Raw genomic sequence first — 19,563 nt, 5'->3', positions numbered from 1 at the left:
ATTGCGGTAATGGGCGGTTATGTCCAGAAAAAAAGCAGGAAAAGCGTAGATTGGCAGCATGGCAACAGCAGTAGTGATTGGTTCAGGCATAGGCGGCATAGCGGCAGCTATCAGGCTGGTGGTGAAAGGCTATGCCGTGACCGTGCTGGAAGCCAACGCCACCTTCGGGGGTAAGATGACGCAGTTCACGCTGCCGGGAGGCTACCGCTTTGATGCCGGCCCCTCGCTCTTCACGCTGCCCCAGTTGGTTGATGACCTGTTCACATTGGCCGGCCGTACGCCCAAAGACTATTTCCGGTACCAGCGCCTGCCCATTGTCACGCAGTATTTCTGGCAAGATGGTACCAGGCTCACGGCCCATGCCAACGCAGACGCTTTTGCGCAGGAGGTGGAAGACAAACTGGGTGTGCCCCAAGAGCAACTACTCAAACACCTGCAGAAAGTGGCCCGCTTGTACCACGCCACCGCAGACACGTTCCTGCACAAGTCCCTGCACAAGCTGGGCACCTTTCTGAGCCCCGATGTGCTCAAGACGCTTCCGGCCTTGCCCGAACTGGGCTTGACCACCACTATGCACGCCGCCAACGCACGCGCCTTTAAAGACCCGCGCCTGGTGCAGCTCCTGGACCGCTACGCCACCTACAACGGCTCAGACCCGTACCAGGCCCCCGGCACGCTTAACCTTATCCCACACCTGGAGTTCAACATTGGCGCGTACTACCCCGAGGGCGGCATTTACGCCATTGCCGAAAGCCTGGTCAAACTGGCCACGGAGCTGGGCGTCAAATTCAGATACAACGAACCGGTGCAGGAAATCATTACGGAGGGCAGTCGCACTACGGGTGTGCGCACTAATCAGGGCACGTACTTCGCAGGTATAGTGGTGAGCAATATGGACGTGGTGCCTACCTACCGCAAACTGTTGCCTAAGCAACCGGCGCCTGAGAAAACGCTGAGGCAACCACGCAGCAGCTCGGCGCTCATTTATTACTGGGGCATTTCCCGCACATTCCCGGAGCTGGACCTGCACAACATCTTCTTCAGCCAGGACTACCGGCAGGAATTTGAGCATATCTTCCAGAAGGGCACTGTAACCCATGACCCAACTGTGTACGTGAACATTACCTCCAAACTTACGCTTTCAGATGCGCCGGCGGGGCATGAGAACTGGTTTGTGATGGTGAACGTGCCCCACAACGCCGGCCAGGACTGGGAAACGCTCATCCAGGAAACCCGGCAGCGGGTGGTCCAGAAAGTAAGCCAGAGCCTGGGCGTAAATCTGGAGGAGTTGATCACCACGGAAAGAGTCTGGGACCCGAAGGGTATTGAGGCAGACACGTCTTCGTTTGCCGGGGCCTTGTACGGCAGCTCTTCCAATAACAAAATGGCGGCTTTCCTGCGGCACCCCAATTTTACCGGTAAGCTCAAAGGCCTTTATTTTGTAGGCGGCAGCGTGCACCCCGGGGGCGGTATTCCGCTGTGTCTGCTCTCGGCTAAGATTGCCACCGATTTGGTTCCTGTTGTTTCCCCTAACGTACCCGCATGATTTCCGCGCTTTCTGCCCCGGCTTCTTCTTTCAGGGCCCGCTACCTGCCCTGGGCGGTGGGCGTGCTGTTTCTGTTTTACTGCGTGGGTTTCTGGGGGATGGGCTTTAGTGCCTATGAAGACTGGTTCAAGGCCTTGGTGCCATTTAATCTGTTGCTGACTAACACGTTGCTTTTCCTGTTCCACCGGGGCTGGACCCGCTCTTTCTGGCTATTTGCTTTTACGGCCTGGTGGGTGGGCATGGCCTTTGAATGGGTGGGGGTGCACACGGGCCTTATGTTTGGCGAGTACGTCTATGGCCCTACGCTGGGCTTGAAACTGTGGGAAGTGCCGGTGCTCATTGGCGTGAACTGGTTGATGCTGGTATATGCCTCGGGGCACGTGGTGCAGAAAGTGGCGTCGCATTGGTTGGTAAAATCGGTGCTGGGCGCTGCGCATATGGTGTTGCTGGATTACTTTATTGAGCCCGTGGCCGTGCGGTTTGACTTCTGGTCGTGGCACGCCGAGGCCATTCCCTTTTCTAACTTTATTGGCTGGTTTCTGGTGGCGCTGCTGTTGCAGGTGTATTTTCACCGGTCCTCTTTCCTGAAAGATAACCCCATGGCCCCGTGGGTTTTTCTGGTGCAATTGCTGTTCTTTGCAGGCCTGTCTTTCATGGTGTAAGACACAAATCTAACCCAACAGCTACCCTGTGCCAACGCCGCCTGCTGCGTCTTCTTTGCGTACCGCTCTGCCAGTGGTGGCTCCGTTTGTGGCGCTGCTATTGGGCCTCACGTGGTACGTGCAGCGCAACGGTTTCTTCTGGGACAGCATCTTGCTGGCTTCTAAATACGGGCAATGGTATTACCAAACCAGTTTCTCCACCTTGTTCGTGCCCCAGGAAATGGCTGGTTACCCGCCCTTATTTGGCATGTACCTGGCCGCAGGCTGGCACCTGTTTGGCAAGACCCTACCGGTAAGCCATTTTCTCATGCTGCCTTTTCTGCTGGGCATTGTCTGGCAGGTATATTTACTCGCCAAACGGTACCTTTCAGGCACTTGGGTTTTTCTGGGCATACTCATTGTTTTTCTGGACCCTACGCTGCTGGCCCAAAGCGCGCAGGTGGCGCCAGATATCCTGCTTCTCTTTCTCTACCTGACTTGCCTGAACGCGATACTGCACCACCGGCCCTGGTTGTTGGGGATAGCCCTGGCGCTCATGGCCCTGCACACGCCCCGTAGCCAAATCTTAATCATCGCGGTTTTTCTCACGCAGTTGCTGTGGCACGTACGCGAGTACCGGCAGCTTTCCAAGCCAATGCTGGGTAAGATGCTGCTGCGTTATCTTCCCGCGGGGTTGCTACTGCTAGGTTGGCTGGGGTTGCATTACCGCCACTTCGGGTGGATAGGGTTTTCCAGGTCCTCAGACTGGGGCACCTATAGTACCTTAGTCACTACCCCGCAGTTTTTCCGGAACTTGGGCCTCATTGCCTGGCGCCTGTTAGACTTTGGCCGGGTGGCGCTGTGGCTCACGGGCGGTGTGCTGCTAGGCCTATCAGCCCGGAGCCTACCTAAGGCTACCAAAGAACTGCTCCTGCTCCTGACGGTGCCCCTGATCACGCTTAGTGCGGTGCTGGTCTGGTTTACCAACCCCATCGGGCACCGGTACTGGCTGGTAGAATTTGTCCTGCTAGGGCTCCTTACCGCGCATCTGCTGCAGGTGACGGTGAAAAGAAAGGAGGCAAGGGCTGGTATATATGCCTTGCTGTTGGTTAGCCTGGTAAGCGGGCATTTCTGGCTGTACCCGCAGCGGGTGGCCAAAGGCTGGGATGCCACGCTGGCGCACCTGCCGTACTTTGAGCTCCGGCAGCAAATGCTCACCTATCTGGACCAGCAACAGATTCCCAGGGAAGAGGTAGGCAGTGATTTCCCTAACCTGGCCGCCCCGTCAGACACAGACCTGAATAAGGACCACCGCACCTTTCCGGCCAAGAACCTGGCCGCCCAGTCATATATTCTGTACTCCAATGTCTTTAACGGCTTCACTAATGAAGAACTGGAAGACCTGCAGGAAAAGTGGGTAGTGCTGCATGAAGTGCGCGCAGGGCAGGTGTATATGCGGCTCTACCAGAAGAAGGTTTCTACCTACCAGGGGGTGCCTATTTCCTTTTGAGCACCTTCTCCAGAGGTGAATTAACCGTTCCCCTCCTTATGGCCGTACGCTGCTTTGGGTCCCTTTAAGAACGAGGATTTTCCTGGACCAAAACAGGCCTGAAAACCACTGGAAAAGTTAAAAATTGGGGTGGCTTTACTGAAACTCTTTACCCCGGGCCGGGTTGCTTCTGGGCCGGCAGGAGGGAAGGGAACTTTTGTTCTTCCTTTAAGCAAGCTTAAAATTAATAATGTGGGAAAACAGCACACCTCAAGCAGAATTCAGGTAGCTTTGTGGCACCTTGCCCCAAACAGATTCACAGATATTTATCCGTCTACTTACATGACCTTCAAGCAAACCGTCTTACAGGAGTTGTTCAGCTTAATAAGGCAAGAAGGCCTCAGTGATTTAAATGAGCAGGAGATCCTTTCGCGCATTGACATCTCTTCGGCTACCTTCAAAGAGTTTTTCCAAAGCATGGAAGACATGGTTACCCAAGTGGTGGCCTTTGACTTGGAAAGCCGTAAGCAAGAGCACGAGCGGCTGTTTGACCGTGAACCCAGCCCGGTACGCCGCCTGCTGATCATGGTACAAATGGGCCTGGAGTCGCTTCAGGAATCAAAGCCGTCGCTTTTGATGGAGATTCAGCAATATTACCCCAATGCCTGGACGCTGTACTGGAATCATTCCAATGACTATACGGCCCATGTGCTTTATAATATCCTGAATGACGGCGTGTTAACCAAAGAGCTCAGAAGCGACCTCAACATTCAGCTGGTGACCAAGATCATGCTGGAGCAACTGTCAATGCTGGTGAACCCCGGTATTTTCCCGCCAGATAAGTACAACATCTCTGAAGTGTTCCGCAGCATTTTCCTGTACTACATACGGGGGCTTTGCTCAGAGGAGGGCATGAAAAAAGTGGAGGACTTCTTCTCCAAGTTAAAATAACCTTCGGCGTTGCCGGATAAAAAAGAGGGGCTGCCAGACACAACTGGCAGCCCCTCTTTTTTTGAATGAAGGCAGGTTAGTTAATAGACACCCGCACTTTTTGGGTGAACTCGCGCAGGGCGGTCTTGAAATCTACCTTATGGTCACCCATGTGGTTGAGGATCCAGATGGCACCAAACACGTGGGTCAGTTTCTCGCCCTCGTCTTCGCCCTCAATGTCAAAGGCCGGGGTTTCCTCGTTGAGGAGTTGCTCTTCGGCCTGGCGAAGGTTTTCTATGGTCTGGGTTTCCACCAGCTTTTTAATGGCAGGTATTTTCATGTCTGTCTTACGCTAGTTTTTGCACCATGCTTACCACGTATTCTTCCTTGCTGGTGGCGGCGCCTTCTACCAGCTCGCCGTTTTTGAACACGGCAAAGAAAGGAAGGTTGGTCACCCCGGCCAGTTTACGGGCCTCGGGGCTGTTTTCAGCGTTCACGTCTACAAAGGCCACGTTGGCAAACTCCTCGTTGGCGGCCATGCGCTTGAACTTAGGCGAAAAAAGGCGGCAGTTCCCGCACCAATCGGCAAAATATTTCACCACTACGCGCTCATTATTCTGGAGCACGTCCTGGAAATCTGTATCTGTTGCTTGAATGATAGCCATAACAATTTATGTAAGTACATTAAAATGAAAATCAATACGCAAAATTAGCGTTTATGCATCACTTTTCAGAAAACAAGGCGAAACTGGAAAGTTAATCTTTGGTAGGTTTGGCCGTGGAGTCTGCCGCGCTGGCAAAGAGCTTGCCGCGCCTAGACGGCTTGGTTTTGAGCGTGATCTGCTCAATGATCTTTTCTTTGGGGAAGGAGATAAGCCATGCGCCACGCAACTGCTCTTCCTCATACCCGTCTGGCTGCCCTTGCGCCGAAAACACCCGCAGCTTATCTAACTCCTGGGCCGTGAAGTCCAGCAGGCTGGGCTCATCACAGCTGGCGCAATTACGCCTTCTGATCACAATGGGCCGTTGGTACTGGAAGGTGGCCTGCGGGGTAAGCTTTATCCGGGTACCCGGGGCTTCGCTTTTAAGCGACGACGTTTTGGTAGGGAAGAAAGTACGGGCCTCTGTGGCAGAGGCAAACGTAACCCGTTCCAGGGTGGCGTTGTAGCGTTTAAGAATGGCATTCACCGTAGGCAGTTTGTCTGGCTGGGCCACAAACAGGGCCTGCTCTTTGGGCTGGCTTTCGGCTAGCTGCAGGAACGCCCCTTCCACTAGTTTGGTGATGGTGTCACCGGCGGCCCGGGCCTGTTTTTCCATGTCTTCAGGCATGATGCGTTTCACCTTGTGTCGTTCTGCCTCTACGGCCATTTCCTTGCCCCGCTCCAGTTTCTCTGGCTCACAGCCCCAGATAAAGAACCCAAGGGCCAGGCAGAGCAGGTATAGCGTATGTTTAGTCATAAGTAGATTTTCTCAAAGATACCCGTTGCGTTAGGTGTAACAAAGATGGGGTATGCCTTGGTTATTCACAACGCAATAATAGGCAGTATCATTCCCGGGATAGTGGTAGCAAAAGGGATAGCGGGTTTCATTTTCCTGTTTTAAGGCCGTTTTCCGGAAAACAGGCCTAAAACGGATTTCAAAGAAAGAGCCCGCTGCGGGGGCAGCGGGCTCTGTTGGGGTAAAATGAAAACGTCTTGCTATTAGGGCTGCAGCACCACCGGTTTACCCAGGCCTGCGTCTTTAAGACCGCTTAGCTGGGTTTTGGCATCGCCTACCACTACATACACCATTTTATTGGGATTAATGTAATTGCTGATGAGGCTCTTGGCCTGGGCGTAACTAAGGCTCTGGAGCGAGGTGAGGTTCTGCTTGAGGTAGTCCAGGGGCAGGTTGTAGGTACTGATGGTTTCCAGCAGGTTTACCAGGCTGCCCAGGGTCTCAAAGCTAAGGGCCGTCTCTTTGAACATGGCGCCTTTGGTGGTGGCCAGGTCTTTCTCTGAGTAGCTGGTGCCGTAATCTTTCAAGATGCCATCTATGGTCTGCAGAGACTCTTTGGTGACGTTGGTGCGCACGCTGGAAGACGTGATGAAAGGACCTGGCGCGGTAGGCCTGCGGGAGAAGCCAGACCCGGCCCCGTAGGTGTAGCCTTTCTGCAGCCTGAGCACACTAAACAGGGTAGAGGCAGAACCCGCCCCCAGCTTGTGGTTAATGGCCTGCAACGCCATATAGTCTTTAGACCCCGCCGGCACGGCCAGGTACCCGGCATAGATCACTGACTGCTTGGCGTCTGGCTGATCAATGAAGTAAAGGCGAGCAGCGGGTTTGGCGGGAGAAGAGACCACAGAAGGCAAGGTGACCTTTTTAGGGGTCCATCTTTGCTCCAACCCGACCAGCGCTTTGGTCACGTCGGCCTGCTTGATGTTGCCCGCCACCTGGAAGCTGGCAATGCTAGGCGAGAAGTTCTTCTGGTAATAGTCTTTGAGGTCTTGCAGCGTAATGCCCTGCACGGTTTCCAAGGTGCCGCTGGTAGGGTAGGCAAAGCGGCTGCCCTGGCCATATAGCACTTTGTTGAACGCCAGAGAGGCGATGGCATTAGGGTTGGCCAGGTTTTGCTTGATGCGGTTCAGGGCGGCTTCTTTGGCCTTGCCGAACTCGGCCTCATCCCAGCGGGGTTCCAGCAGGATCTCCTCCACCAGTTTCATGACCTGCGGGAAATTTCGGGAAAGCGTATTGCCGGTAAGGGTAATGTCCTCGGTGGAGGCGTTCACATTGACATAGGCGCCCAGTTGCCCAATGGCTTCTTCCAGTTGCTGTGGCGTCTTGTTTTTGGTGCCTTCCAGCAGCATGGCGTCCAGCAAGGCGGCCGTGCCTATCTTCTTGGGGTCATCCAGCTGCATGCCGCCTTTTATCTGTACGCTAAAGTTCACCAGGGGCAGTTCATTCTGCTCAATGCCGTACACTTTCATGCCGTTCTTGAGCTGGCCCGTCCAGATGGAAGGGGGCGTGAACTTGAAGTTGTTGCTTAGGGCAGGGCGTTTGCTGCGGTCTATCTTAGAGGGGGTTTTGGCAAAAGAGGTAGGCTCTTTCCCGGTATTGGCCCCTTCGGCCCCGGCCACTACTTTTTCTTCCACCACCTCGGCTTTGACGGCACCTTTCAGGGCCAGCTCTTCCTGCCCTTTGGGCACAAAGCTGGTGGCCACGTAGGGCTTCCCCTTGATGTATTTTAGGTACACGTTCATGATGTCCTGGGCGGTAACGGCCTGGGTCATGGCAATGTCTTTCCTGGCGTAGCCCGGGTCACCGGCAAACTCATTGTACTGCGCCAGCTGGAAGGCTTTGTTCTGCAGGCTGGAGATGCCGTTATAAAGGGCCGTCTCCTGGCGTATCTTCAGCCTTTCCAGGTCCTTTTCGTTTACTCCTTCTTTCTCAAAGCGGTCAAAGGCGGCGAAGATGGCAGCCTGCACGTCGTCCAGGTCTTTCTTGTCAAAGGTGCGCACCCGTACCCTGAACGTGCCCGCAATCTCCTGGGAGCTCTGCCCGGCAGAAGCGCCAGGCGCCAGCTTGCGTTCCTCTACAATAACGCGCTCAAAAGGAGAGTTCTTTCCTTCAGCCAATAAGCTGCCCAGCATGCTGAGGGCGTAGGAATCTTTGTGGTACTGCTCCACAGTGGGGTAGACCATGGTCAGCTCAGGCAGGTTGGCAAAGTTATCCACGTGGAAAAGTGACTTCGAGGCCGTGAGTTTCGCCGGCATGGGCGCCAGTTTCTTCACCTCGGGCTTGGACTTAAGCTCCCCGAAGTATTTCTCAATCATGGCTTTGGCATTGGCCGTCTCAAAGTCGCCGGTAAGTACCAGGGTGGCGTTGCTGGCCCCGTACCATTGGTTGTAGAACTCCTTCACGTCGGCCAGGGTGGCGTTCTGCAGGTCCTCCAGAGAGCCTATCACTTCCCAGTTGTAGGGGTGGCTGGCGGGGTACAGGTTTTTCAGGATCACGTAATTGGTATGGCCGTAGGGCTGGTTGTCTACCCGCTGGCGCTTCTCATTCTTCACCACCTGCTTCTCGTTCTCCAGGCCCCACTCGCTTACGGTATTGATGAAGAACCCCATGCGGTCAGACTCCATCCAGAGAATGCGCTCCAGGGCGTCTTTAGGAACGGTCTCATAATACACGGTACCATCTGTGAACGTACCGCCGTTAAAGGAGCCGCCAATCTGGTTCACGTTCTTGATGAAGTTGCCCTTGCCTACGTTCTCTGAGTTCTGGAACAGCATGTGCTCAAAGAAGTGCGCAAAGCCGGTGCGGCCCGGTTTCTCGCGGTTAGAGCCCACGTGATACATAATGGCCACCGCCACCTTGGGGTCTGATTTGTCCTGGTGCAGCACCACCTCCAGGCCATTGGCCAGCTTATACTTCTCAAATGGCAGGTTGAACTGACCTGGCGTGTTGGTGGCTGGCTTGGCAGCGGCTTTGGCTACCGGTTTCTGGGTGGCCTGGGCGTTTACAGGCTGCAACGGGCTAAGAGCCATTCCGCCCAGCAATGCGGTAAGGCAAACAGTTTTTAGGTTGTGGTGCATAAAATGGGAGGTTTTTGACGTGAATGCTCCGGCCGAGACCAAAATAATATGTTGACTTTTAATTTGTCTGGATAAAAGAGGATTTCTTACAGTTAATATTGATAAAAAAGAGCGAGAAATAAAAGCCTCCAGATCAATGATTTAGCCCGTACGGTTGGGGCTTCGGTTTTGGGCCCTTTCAGATTTTGGATTATCTTAGCCAACCGTGGCTGCCACCAGAAGCGCCTGTTTCCGTTAACTTTCTGTTTTAAGCCTGTTTTCCTGAAATCAAGCCTAAAACGCCAGCTTTTTCTGGCCCCGGAGAAATATCAATTTTCTGGCTTGATTTTTTTATCCCGCTAACCTGTTGTAAAGGTGTTCTGTTACCTGTCTTGGCATGAAAAACCGTAAGCTCATTGTTATTCTGTTCAGCATAGCCGCCCTGCTGGCCTTCGCCTCGCTGTCGCTCACCTTCTACCTCACGGGCCGCATTGAGTGGCTGCGGTTAGTCACGTTCCTGTTCTCAGCAATTTTGGCCTACATTATCTATACCCGCAAATGAAACCCCTGCTCAGCGCCTTGTTAAGTATTCTGGTATCCATGGCTGCCTGGGCGCAAACCCCGGTCATTCCTAAAAACCACTATGGCCTGCCGGTGGTCACCAACACGGCCTTGTACCAACAGCTGGTGGCCCAAATCCCAGACCATGAACTGGTGGAGCTGGCCTCTTACGTGCCGGGGGTGGTGCTGGACATAAAATACGCCACCGCTGATAACCTGGTAGGCGAACCGGTCTATACGCTGGCCACCGCCTATGCCCGCAAGCCCGTAGCTGATGCCCTGCGCAAGATCCAGGCCGACCTGAAACCGCTGGGCCTGGGACTCAAGATTTTTGACGGGTACCGACCGTACCAGGTCACGGTGCATTTCTATGAGAAGATCAAAGACACGGTGTACGTGGCCTCGCCGCGCAATGGCTCCCGCCACAACCGGGGCTGCGCCATGGATGTGACGCTGGTGCGCCTCAAAGACGGACAGGAACTGGAGATGCCCACCGCCTATGACGCCACCATCCCCAGGGCCCACGCCAATTTCAAAGACGTGCCCAGAAAAGTGAAAAAGAACCGGGAGCTCCTCAAGAAGACCATGCAGCGCCACGGCTTTACCGTGTACGCCGAAGAATGGTGGCACTATGACTTCAATGACTGGCGCAAGTTCCCGCTCATGGATATCAGGTTTGAAGACCTGAAAGCCCTTAAAAGATAAAAGGTCTCCTGTTTTAGGACCGTTTTGAGAAAAACAGCCCTAAAACGGCCGCTGCTTCAAGAATTGTTGCAAAGAAAAGAGCAGAGGAAACAAAAAGGGCTTTAACTTGCCTACTCAGACAAACAAACCCCTCTTCTCCCTATGCATCTTTTTTACCCTCTCCGGAAGACTGCTGTTCTGGCGGTTCTCTTTGTATTGCTTCACCTTACCGCCCATGCCCAGCCGTCGCCTAAGCGCGAGTTCAGGGGCGTCTGGATTGCCACCGTGGCTAACATTGACTGGCCCAGCCAGAAAGGCCTGTCGCCGGTAGTGCAGATGGACGAGTTCCGGTATATCCTGGATGAGCACCAGAAATCTGGCATTAACGCCGTAGTGGTGCAGGTGCGCCCTACCACAGATGCTCTGTACCGGAGCCAGAAAGAGCTTTGGTCACACTGGCTCACCGGCAAGCAGGGCGAGGCCCCCAACCCGCCATATGACCCGCTGGCGTTCCAGATTGAGGAGGCGCACAAGCGGGGCATGGAGTTCCACGCCTGGTTCAACCCGTACCGTGCTACCCATGACACCGTGAGCGCTACCATCTCCAAAGACCACATCACCCGCAAGAAGCCCGAGTGGTTTATTCAGTACGGCGGTAAATTCTACTTTAAGCCGGGCCTGCCCGAGGTGCGCCACTACATTATTGGCGTGATCATGGACGTGGTGCGCAACTATGACGTAGACGCCATCCACTTTGACGACTATTTCTATCCGTACCCCACCAAAGACCCGTTCCCAGATGATGAGGACTTTGCCACCTATGGCACCAACTTCACCAACAAAGATGACTGGCGCCGCTACAACGTAGATGAGGTGATCAGGGTACTCTCAGATAGCATCAAGAAAGAGAAGCCGTACGTGAAATTCGGGGTAAGCCCGTTTGGCATCTGGCGGAACAAAACCGAGTTGGAACCGCGCGGCTCAGACTCTAAAGGCGGCATCACCAACTATGACCACCTCTACGCCGACATCAGGGGCTGGCTGGAGAAAGGCTGGATTGACTACAACGTGCCGCAGATCTACTTCCACCTGGGCCACCCCAACGCCGATTACGGCAAGCTGCTGGACTGGTGGAGCAAGAACAGTTTTGGCAAGCATTTGTACATAGGGCAGGGGCCTTACAAGATCAACAATGACCGCGTGTACAAGCAGTGGAGTGACCCGCTGGAGACCGGCCGCCAGATCAGGCTCAACCGCCAGACCCCAGACGTACAGGGCAGCGTGTTCTTCAGCTCCAAGTCAGTAATGGCCAACCCCAACGGCATTCAGGACAGCCTGCGGCAGCATTACTACCAGAACCTGGCCCTGTTGCCCACCATGCCCTGGCTGGACAGTATAGCCCCCAACACCCCCTCTGAGTTAAAAGTTATCAACACCACAGATGCAGTGGCTCTTCGCTGGAAAGCGCCTTCCGCGGCCCCAGACGGTAATCTGGCTCGCTATTATGTGGTATACCGCGTGCCGCAAGGCCAGATTATGAACCCAGAGAACCCGGCGCACATCCTGGCTATCCACAACGGCGGCACCACCTATACAGATACCTCGGCCCAGGCCGGGCAGCGGTATATCTATGCGGTAACCGCCGTTGACCGCCTCCACAATGAAAGCAGCCTGTCTGCTAAAGCCACCGGCAAGCGGAAGAAGTAAGTATTCATGTGCGAATGATTCAATGTGCTGATTTGCGAATGAGCTTTTAGAGCAATATGAGTTGACTACTTCTTTTGTCATCCTGAAAGGATTTTGGTGGCGAACGGTAACCAAGGGTATTAAAGGCCATTTTGGTTCGCCCATAAGATCTTTTCAAGATGACACAGCCCTATAAAGTATTCCTGTCTTTGCACTAAAAGGCTAAAGGTTCATTTACTAACAAGCCATCAGTTTTTTAGAAAAGCCGTTTTGAGGCCGTTTTTCGGAAAACAGGCGTAAAACGGGAGGCAAGGTTTGTCTCCCGTTTTTTATGAATTATTGCGTAGTTTTAAGGCATCTAACCTATTCACTATTTTCTCAAAAGATATGAACGTACGCATAGAGAAAGACACTATGGGGCCGGTAGAGGTACCCGCCGATAAATACTGGGGTGCCCAAACCCAACGCTCCAAAGAAAACTTCACCATTGGCGGCCAGTTAATGCCCACGGAGGTAATTGAGGCTTTCGCTATTCTTAAGAAAGCCGCCGCCTACACCAACGCCGAGCTAGGCGTACTGGCCCAGGACAAAGCCGAGATCATTGGCCGCGTATGCGATGAGATTCTGGCCGGAGAGCTGGCCGACCAATTTCCGCTGGTAGTGTGGCAGACGGGTTCTGGTACCCAAAGCAACATGAACGTGAACGAGGTGGTGGCCAACCGCGCGCACGTACTGCTGGGCGGCGACCTGATGGACGAGAAAAAGAAGATTCACCCCAATGATGATGTGAACAAGTCACAGTCTTCTAATGATACCTTCCCTACGGCCATGCACATTGCGGCCTACAAGATCGTGACCCAGCATACCCTTCCCCTGGTACAGAAGCTGCGCGATACGCTGCACGCCAAATCTCAGGAGTTTATGCACGTGGTGAAGATTGGCCGTACGCACCTAATGGATGCCACCCCGCTTACCCTAGGCCAGGAACTGTCTGGCTATGTGTCTCAGTTGGACCACGGCATGCGGGCCCTTAGAAACACCCTGGATCACCTGAGTGAGCTGGCCCTGGGTGGTTCTGCCGTGGGTACCGGCCTGAATACCCCGCAAGGCTACGCCGAGAAGGTGGCCCAAAAGATCTCTGAGTTCGCTGGCCTGGACCTAAGAACCGCTGATAATAAGTTTGAGTCCTTAGCCGCCCATGATGCCATGGTGGAAACCCACGGCGCGCTCAAGCAACTGGCCGTGAGCCTGATGAAGATAGCCAATGACATCCGTCTATTGGCCTCTGGCCCGCGTTCTGGTATTGGGGAGATCATCATCCCTGAGAATGAGCCCGGCTCATCCATCATGCCCGGCAAGGTGAACCCTACCCAGGCTGAGGCTATGACCATGGTCTGCGCGCAGGTTATGGGAAATGACGTAGCTATTTCAGTAGGAGGGATGAACGGCCATTTTGAGCTGAACGTATTCAAGCCCGTGATGATCTTCAACCTGCTCATGAGTGCCCGCCTGATTGGTGATGCCTGTGATTCTTTTGACAAGCACTGCGCCGTAGGCATTGAGCCGAACTACGAGGTGATCAAACGCCAGCTGGATAACTCCCTGATGCTGGTGACCGCCCTGAACCCGCACGTAGGGTATGACAACGCCGCCAAGATTGCCAAGAAAGCCCACAAAGAAGGCACCACCCTTCGGCAGGCCGCCCTTGACCTTGGTTTATTGACCGATGAGCAGTTCACCGAGTGGGTTCGCCCCGAGGATATGATCGGTTCTTTGAAGAAGTAATTACTGTTTTTGGCCTGTTTTGGCCAAAACGGCTTCAAAACAGAAAGGCCCTTCTGCATCTGCAGAAGGGCCTTTCTGTTGTAGGAAAGTAAATCGATTTTATGAAACTGCCGGATAATTTATCCTACCTTAAGCGGGAAGAGGCGAGCCTTTGAGTTTAAGGTCTGCCGTCCTTTTCCTGATTTTGCGCATGAAGGATTTGCCGGGGTCCGTTTTCATGGTCCTGTAGGTAGAATCGGCTTCTTTCCAGAGCTCATGGCCAGAGAAATCTTTGTACTCATAATGCCCGATCACATACTCAATGGGGTATTTCTTTTTGAGGTGCCTGATCAGGGCCTCATTGGCTTTGAGCTGGGCCCGGGTGAGGGGTGCATCATCGCTTCCTACGTTCTCCACGCCAATGGCGCAGTAGTTTAAGCCAATCACGTGGCGCGCAAAGGCGGTATCTGGCAACTGCCGGAAAATGGTACCGTCACGGTCTACCAGAAACTGGGCCGCCACGTTCAAGGCGCTGGCCCCGGCTATGGCTTGGCGCCTGGTGGGTAGCAGCGCCGGGTTCATGGTGTCAAAGCCTTGCTCTGCGGTTTGGCTGCCCGTCCAGTGGAGCACCACCATTCTTGGGGTGATGTAAGGGGCCGCTTGCTGCAGGCCATGCCGGCTTTCCAGATATTCCAGAGACAGTTTTTTCCTTTCTTCATCAAAGACCACCGGTTTGTCAAGAATTCTAAAGGTGGGGCCGGAGCACCCTATCAAGGAAAATAGCCCCGTCAAGACAAGGGAAAAAGAGAGGAGGGAGGGTTTCATGTTACACATGGTTTGGCGATTTAAGGCTCATAAAAGAAAAGGGAGGACCACTACGGTGATCCTCCCTTTTGGCATCAGTAACTTATTGGGTATTCCACCATAGAGGCGTTAACAGGCGGTAGCGCTCTGAGTTATCGCCTATGTTTTCACCGTTTCTGTTTTGCTCATTGGTCTCATAGACCATGGCCTGTATCCATTGGCTTGGGTTATTGGCGTCAAACACCACGGTGTTCAAATTAGCCGGCCGCTGCAAGGTAGGCCCGTAGATGGCCTGGCTGTAGTCCATGCGGCGCATATCTACCCACGTTTCGGGGTTAAGGGTCTGCGTGATGTATTTCTGCCGCATGATGTGGCTGAGCCCCTGGGTAAGGTTATTGAAATGGAGCGCCACCCCATCGGCTAACTGGGCCAGCCAGTATGCGTTGATCTCGCCTGCGGGTACCCCCAGTTTGCGCATGTTAGCCTTTACGCCTTCTTCATAGGCCGCCAGCGCCCCGCTTGCATCCCCTGACCTAAGCCTGGCCTCAGACTCAATCAGCTTCACTTCAGAATAGGTGATGAAAGGGAAAGGCGAGGTGGCTCTGGTGTAGAAACCGCTGTTTTTAAAAGGACCGTAGCTCGTTTCTGTGGTAAAGGTCCCTTTTCCGCCTTGTCCGCCTGCCAGGCCTAAGCCGGATCTCAGGCCCCGGTACTGCCCGTCTGGGGCGGGGGTCATGATACGGCTAATGCGTGGGTCCTGGTAGTCGGTCTCAGTTACCGGGAAGTTCTGCAGCAGGTCAATGTAAAACTGGGTCCAGGTGAAATAGCGGTCTTGCTTCCGGTCTGCACTGGTAAAACCGCCCCAGCTATACCAGGGGTTTTCATCTGTCTGCTGCCCGCCGGCTAAATACGAGAACTCGGCATCCATGCCATCTGCGTTAAAGCCTTTCTGGGCCGCCGCTATGATCTCCTGGGGTTTGTACAGATTCCCCTTTTTGGCAAGGTGATTCATGTACCTGGCTTTCAGAGACCAGGCAAAACGCTTCCATTTGTCAACGTCTCCCTTGTACATAATATCGCCGCCGCTAAAATTGAGAGGCGTTTTATTATCTGGGCTGCTGAAGGCGGCAATGGCTTCATCTAACAGGGTCTGTATTCTCTGGTATACCTCTTCCTGGGTGTTGAACTTTGGCGTGAGGTTGATCTGGTCCTGCCCATTATAGTAATCATCTACCACAATAGCCCCGTACTGATCTGTGAGCATGCCATAGTTAAGGGCCAGCAAGGTCTTCCCGGCCCCCACAAAGTGCGGATTGCCCTCTTTCTCACCCAGCACAATCAAATCTATGCAGTTGGGCATGGTAAAGACATAGGCATTCTGCCAGAAGAAGTAACTGGCCGTGAACCGCCACTGCTCGGCGTTGCGGTTGGTACCGGTGGCCACGTTGGCGGTAGAGGCGTACTGCGTCACCGCCGCAATCTCCCTGGCCCCGCGCCACATAGACGCCCCGTTGGTAGTGGTAATAGCGCCCACCAGGCGGCTGTGCGCCGGCACTATGGTTGGCAGATTCGGGTCTTTGTTGACATCCAGGTAGTCATCACAGGAAGTGCTTACCAGCAAGGTGGCAACAAGAAAAGCCTTTATGTTTATATATCTCTTTTTCATGATTCAGGCACACGTTAAAGCGTTAATTTCAATCCAATGTCAAACCCTTTGGTAGCCGGAACGCCCAGGTTGTCAAACCCGAAGGAGCCAGAACCGCCTACCCCTGCACCACTACCAGAAACCTCTGGGTCTACGCCGGAATAATCTGTGATCAGAATAAGGTTACGGCCCGTTCCAAACACCTGCAGGCCTTTGATAGGCGTCTTTTCTATAAACGATTTGGGCAGGCTATAGGTAAGGGTAATGTAGCGCAAACGGGTCCAACTGCCGTCCTCCACGAAATCATATCCCTGGAACGGGTAGATCGTCTGGTAATAGTTTTGGTTAAGGACCACTGGCTTGGTGTTAGGCTGGCCCGTTGACTCAATAATCCCCTCAAACACTCTGGTCTCCCCTCTGGCAAGGGTCTTGGTACTCAAGCCTGAGCGAACCAGCACGTTTTCTGTGGCATTATAGATATCACCGCCAATGCGCACATCCCACATAAAGGAAAGGGACAAGGTTTTATAGGTGAGGGTGTTGGTAATACCGCCGGTCCAGTCTGGATTACGGTCACCAATAGACTGCAGCAAGGACTGCACCTGCGGATACCCGTTGGGGTCTAACAAGAGCTGGCCCTGCGCGTTGCGCTTCCAAACGTTGCCGTTTATTCCAAACAGTGAACCGTTCAGGAAAGCCGCCCCCTGTGCCACGTTGTTAGCCGCCCAGGCATCTGACAGTTCTACCCTGTCCAGGGTACCTGGCAGATCTTTTACCGTAGCCGTATTTTTAGCGAAGTTGAAGTCTAAGGCCCAGGAAAAATTATCACGGGTGACCGGCTGGGTATTCAGCATAAACTCCACGCCCTCATTGTCAATCTGTCCACCGTTTAGATAGGCCAGGAATGCTCCCGAAGAAGGTGGGGTGCGGGTACCTAAGATCTGCTCATCGGTGCTGGTCTTGTAGTAGGTGAAGTCTAAGCCAAGGCGGTTACGCAGAAAACGCACATCGGCCCCAAACTCAATGGAGTTGGTGAACTCTGGCTTGAGGGCCGGGTTACCGTAGTAATCGTTGGCGTTGGAGATAAATCCCCGGGGGGCAATGGTGAAGGTGTTGGTGGCCGTGGCCAGCGTGGTGGCCAGCACGTGCGGAGGCGCGTCTTTCCCTACCCTGGCCCAGGAGGCCCTTAACTTACCAAAGGATACAATGCCCTCGCCAGACGTAATCCCCAGCTCTTCTAACAGGTCTGTGACTACAATGGAAGTACTTACCGCCGGGTAAAAGAATGACCTGGCATTGACCGGCAAGGTGGAAGACCAGTCATTGCGGCCCCTGAAGTTAAGGAAGGCGATTCCTTTCCAGTCAAGGTTCAAGTCTGCGAACACCCCAATGATTCTGCGTTTGGCAATGGACTGGGAGATGGTGCGGTCTGTTTGCACCACGTTGTTGATACCCGCAAAGCCAGGGTCAATGAAATTCCTGCCGTACCAGTTGGTGGTCTGTCTGTAGGAATCCTCTGTGTTATGGCCCAGGGTTAAGCTGGTATTGAAGGATTCCCCAAAAGACTTCTTACCTGTCACCAACAGGGTAGAGGTAGTGATCTGGCTGTTAGTGGTGGACTGTGACAGCGCGCCTTTCTCCTCTCCTACAATGGTGGTACCGGGCATTCTTACACTCTTAAAGTTGTCTGTATAATAGTCTGTTCCCAGCCGGTAAGTGATATTTAAGAACTCAAAAGGATCATACATGACATGGCCCACCGCCATCACCCGATCCACATCACTGGTGATGGGTTTGTTCTGCACTCCCCAGTGTGGGTTATCCATACCCGGAAAGGTGCGCTGGCTGCCGTTTGGGTTAAGGTAGTTGCTCATGTCATCATTGCGGGGCCAATAGACGGCGCCCATCACCCCGTTGGAACTTCCCTGGGAAACGTACTCCCGGCCGGTCTTAATGTAGTTAGCAGTACCTCCCACCCGTAGTTTCTCGCCCGCTTTCGTTTCGGCTGTCAGCCGGAAAGTGTTTCTCTCCAGGCTTGTGTTATCCACAATCCCTCCCTGGTCATAATGCGAGGCTGAGCCATAGAAAGTAGTTTTATCATTCCCCCCGTTTATGGTCAGGTCATGCTTTTGGGTGAAGGCTCTTTTGAAGATGCTTTCCACGTTATCATACACCGTCTCATTAGGCTCAAACCGAGGTCCCCAGGAGTCATTTGAGGTGGCATCAAACAGGCCCTGTTCCCCTTGTTTATAGGTAGACTGCAGTTCTGGCAGCCTGTTCACTTTGTCAAAGGAGAAGCTGTTGGAGTAAGATATTTTAGTGGCCCCGGCAGACCCTTTCTTGGTAGTGATGACCACCACCCCGGAGGCTGCCCGTAAACCATATAAGGCCGCCGCCGCGGGCCCTTTCAATACCGTCAGGCTTTCTATGTCTTCTGGGTTAATATCTATGGCCCGGTTGGAAGCTGGCGCTGTACCGGCATTAAGTCCGCCCTGGGTAACGGGCGTGCTATTGTCAATGGGCACCCCATCCACCACATACAGCGGCTGGTTGTTTCCGCTTAGGGAAGTCCCTCCCCTAATGAGCATGATGGCCGAAGCCCCGGGCGCACCCCCTGAATTGGTGATTTGCACCCCTGCCACTTTCCCCTGTAACGCGTTCACTATGTTGGCCTGCTGGGACTCTGTGATTTCCTTCGCCTGCACTTCCTGCACAGAAAAACCCAAGGCCCTTTTTTCTTGCTCTACGCCAAACGCAGTAACTACCACCTCATCTAAGGCCTTGGCATCTGACCTAAGCACCACGTTGATGGTGTTACTGGTGCCTACGGTACGCTCCTGGGGCACCATTCCAATAAAGGTGTACACCAATACATTTCCGGGTGCCGCCTCAATTGAATAGTTTCCCTCACCATTTGTAGAGGCACCCACCGTGGTACCTTTCACCACCACGCTGACGCCTGGCATCCCGGAACCGTCATCTGCGGAGGTCACCCTTCCGGTAATTGTTCTGCTCTGGGCAAAACCGGCCTGAGCTACCAATAAGCTCAAGACAAACAAGGTTAAACGTATTATTTCTTTCATAGAAAAGAGATTAGCAATTCATAAGGTTTGTTAGTAGTTGTGAGTTAGGGAAAAGACATTGGGTTTTACATTTTAATCATAGGCGTCTTGTTTGGGGTGGAAGAGGAGCATTACAATCTGTGCGTTACTTTAGGTTTAAATAGCCTTTTAAAATGTTTGCGGTAGAACCGCTCTTTA

At 53.5% G+C, this 19,563-nt stretch carries 15 protein-coding genes; 8 read left to right on the top strand and 7 right to left on the bottom strand.

Features of this window, described 5'->3' with window-relative positions:
• Nucleotides 1-58: 58 nt before the first annotated feature.
• The 4 genes from crtD to TH63_RS17870 all read left to right on the top strand — a co-directional run bounded on the left by crtD (nucleotide 59) and on the right by TH63_RS17870 (nucleotide 4,627).
• Nucleotides 59-1,546: a 1-hydroxycarotenoid 3,4-desaturase CrtD gene (gene crtD / locus TH63_RS17885; protein ID WP_048922147.1), complete on the top strand. Its 1,488-nt coding sequence runs from the start codon at nucleotides 59-61 to the stop codon at nucleotides 1,544-1,546.
• A complete protein-coding gene (locus TH63_RS17880) occupies nucleotides 1,543-2,208 on the top strand; it encodes a carotenoid biosynthesis protein (protein ID WP_048922146.1) in 666 nt (221 codons plus the stop codon). Before crtD ends, TH63_RS17880 begins: the two co-directional genes overlap by 4 nt.
• Nucleotides 2,209-2,236: 28 nt before the next feature.
• Entirely contained in the window at nucleotides 2,237-3,697 is a 1,461-nt protein-coding gene (locus TH63_RS17875; protein WP_156180700.1) for a hypothetical protein, read from the top strand.
• A 321-nt stretch (nucleotides 3,698-4,018) separates the two neighbouring features.
• Nucleotides 4,019-4,627 (top strand): TetR/AcrR family transcriptional regulator, encoded by a 609-nt coding sequence (locus tag TH63_RS17870; protein ID WP_076606689.1) that lies wholly within the window; start codon nucleotides 4,019-4,021, stop codon nucleotides 4,625-4,627.
• Nucleotides 4,628-4,703: 76 nt separating this feature from the next.
• Here TH63_RS17870 and TH63_RS17865 read toward each other — a convergent pair whose 3' ends face one another.
• The 4 genes from TH63_RS17865 to TH63_RS17850 all read right to left on the bottom strand — a co-directional run bounded on the left by TH63_RS17865 (nucleotide 4,704) and on the right by TH63_RS17850 (nucleotide 9,180).
• On the bottom strand, nucleotides 4,704-4,946 hold the full coding sequence (locus TH63_RS17865) for a DUF6952 family protein (protein ID WP_048922143.1): 243 nt from the start codon (nucleotides 4,944-4,946) through the stop codon (nucleotides 4,704-4,706).
• A 7-nt stretch (nucleotides 4,947-4,953) separates the two neighbouring features.
• Nucleotides 4,954-5,271 (bottom strand): thioredoxin family protein, encoded by a 318-nt coding sequence (locus tag TH63_RS17860; protein WP_048922142.1) that lies wholly within the window; start codon nucleotides 5,269-5,271, stop codon nucleotides 4,954-4,956.
• 91 nt (nucleotides 5,272-5,362) lie between these two features.
• On the bottom strand, nucleotides 5,363-6,064 hold the full coding sequence (locus tag TH63_RS17855; RefSeq protein WP_048922141.1) for a hypothetical protein: 702 nt from the start codon (nucleotides 6,062-6,064) through the stop codon (nucleotides 5,363-5,365).
• 242 nt (nucleotides 6,065-6,306) lie between these two features.
• Nucleotides 6,307-9,180 (bottom strand): M16 family metallopeptidase, encoded by a 2,874-nt coding sequence (locus TH63_RS17850; protein WP_231583505.1) that lies wholly within the window; start codon nucleotides 9,178-9,180, stop codon nucleotides 6,307-6,309.
• Between the two features lie 376 nt (nucleotides 9,181-9,556).
• On the opposite strand from TH63_RS17850, the gene TH63_RS20425 reads away from it, so the two are divergent.
• From TH63_RS20425 to fumC, 4 genes are all read left to right on the top strand, one after another.
• Complete coding sequence (locus TH63_RS20425) at nucleotides 9,557-9,721, top strand: hypothetical protein (RefSeq protein WP_156180698.1); 165 nt, start codon at nucleotides 9,557-9,559, stop codon at nucleotides 9,719-9,721.
• Nucleotides 9,718-10,425, top strand: coding sequence for a M15 family metallopeptidase (locus TH63_RS17845; protein ID WP_053093846.1), 708 nt, complete (start codon nucleotides 9,718-9,720; stop codon nucleotides 10,423-10,425). Before TH63_RS20425 ends, TH63_RS17845 begins: the two co-directional genes overlap by 4 nt.
• A gap of 141 nt (nucleotides 10,426-10,566) precedes the next feature.
• Nucleotides 10,567-12,111, top strand: coding sequence for a glycoside hydrolase family 10 protein (locus TH63_RS17840; protein ID WP_048922140.1), 1,545 nt, complete (start codon nucleotides 10,567-10,569; stop codon nucleotides 12,109-12,111).
• A 366-nt stretch (nucleotides 12,112-12,477) separates the two neighbouring features.
• Nucleotides 12,478-13,875 carry a class II fumarate hydratase gene (gene fumC / locus TH63_RS17835; RefSeq protein ID WP_048922139.1) on the top strand — a complete coding sequence of 466 codons (1,398 nt, stop codon included), beginning with the start codon at nucleotides 12,478-12,480 and terminating at the stop codon, nucleotides 13,873-13,875.
• 129 nt (nucleotides 13,876-14,004) lie between these two features.
• Here the strand turns inward: fumC and TH63_RS17830 are convergent, their stop codons facing one another.
• From TH63_RS17830 to TH63_RS17820, 3 genes are all read right to left on the bottom strand, one after another.
• A complete protein-coding gene (locus TH63_RS17830) occupies nucleotides 14,005-14,679 on the bottom strand; it encodes a peptidoglycan recognition protein family protein (RefSeq protein WP_048922138.1) in 675 nt (224 codons plus the stop codon).
• An 82-nt stretch (nucleotides 14,680-14,761) separates the two neighbouring features.
• A complete protein-coding gene (locus TH63_RS17825; RefSeq protein ID WP_048922137.1) occupies nucleotides 14,762-16,324 on the bottom strand; it encodes a SusD/RagB family nutrient-binding outer membrane lipoprotein in 1,563 nt (520 codons plus the stop codon).
• A 14-nt stretch (nucleotides 16,325-16,338) separates the two neighbouring features.
• Nucleotides 16,339-19,386, bottom strand: coding sequence for a SusC/RagA family TonB-linked outer membrane protein (locus TH63_RS17820; protein WP_048922136.1), 3,048 nt, complete (start codon nucleotides 19,384-19,386; stop codon nucleotides 16,339-16,341).
• Nucleotides 19,387-19,563: the final 177 nt, after the last annotated feature.

The organism is Rufibacter radiotolerans (assembly GCF_001078055.1).
Taxonomy (GTDB): domain Bacteria; phylum Bacteroidota; class Bacteroidia; order Cytophagales; family Hymenobacteraceae; genus Nibribacter; species Nibribacter radiotolerans.
Note: the sequence above shows the minus strand (reverse complement) of the source record. Positions and strands in the feature narration are given on the sequence as shown.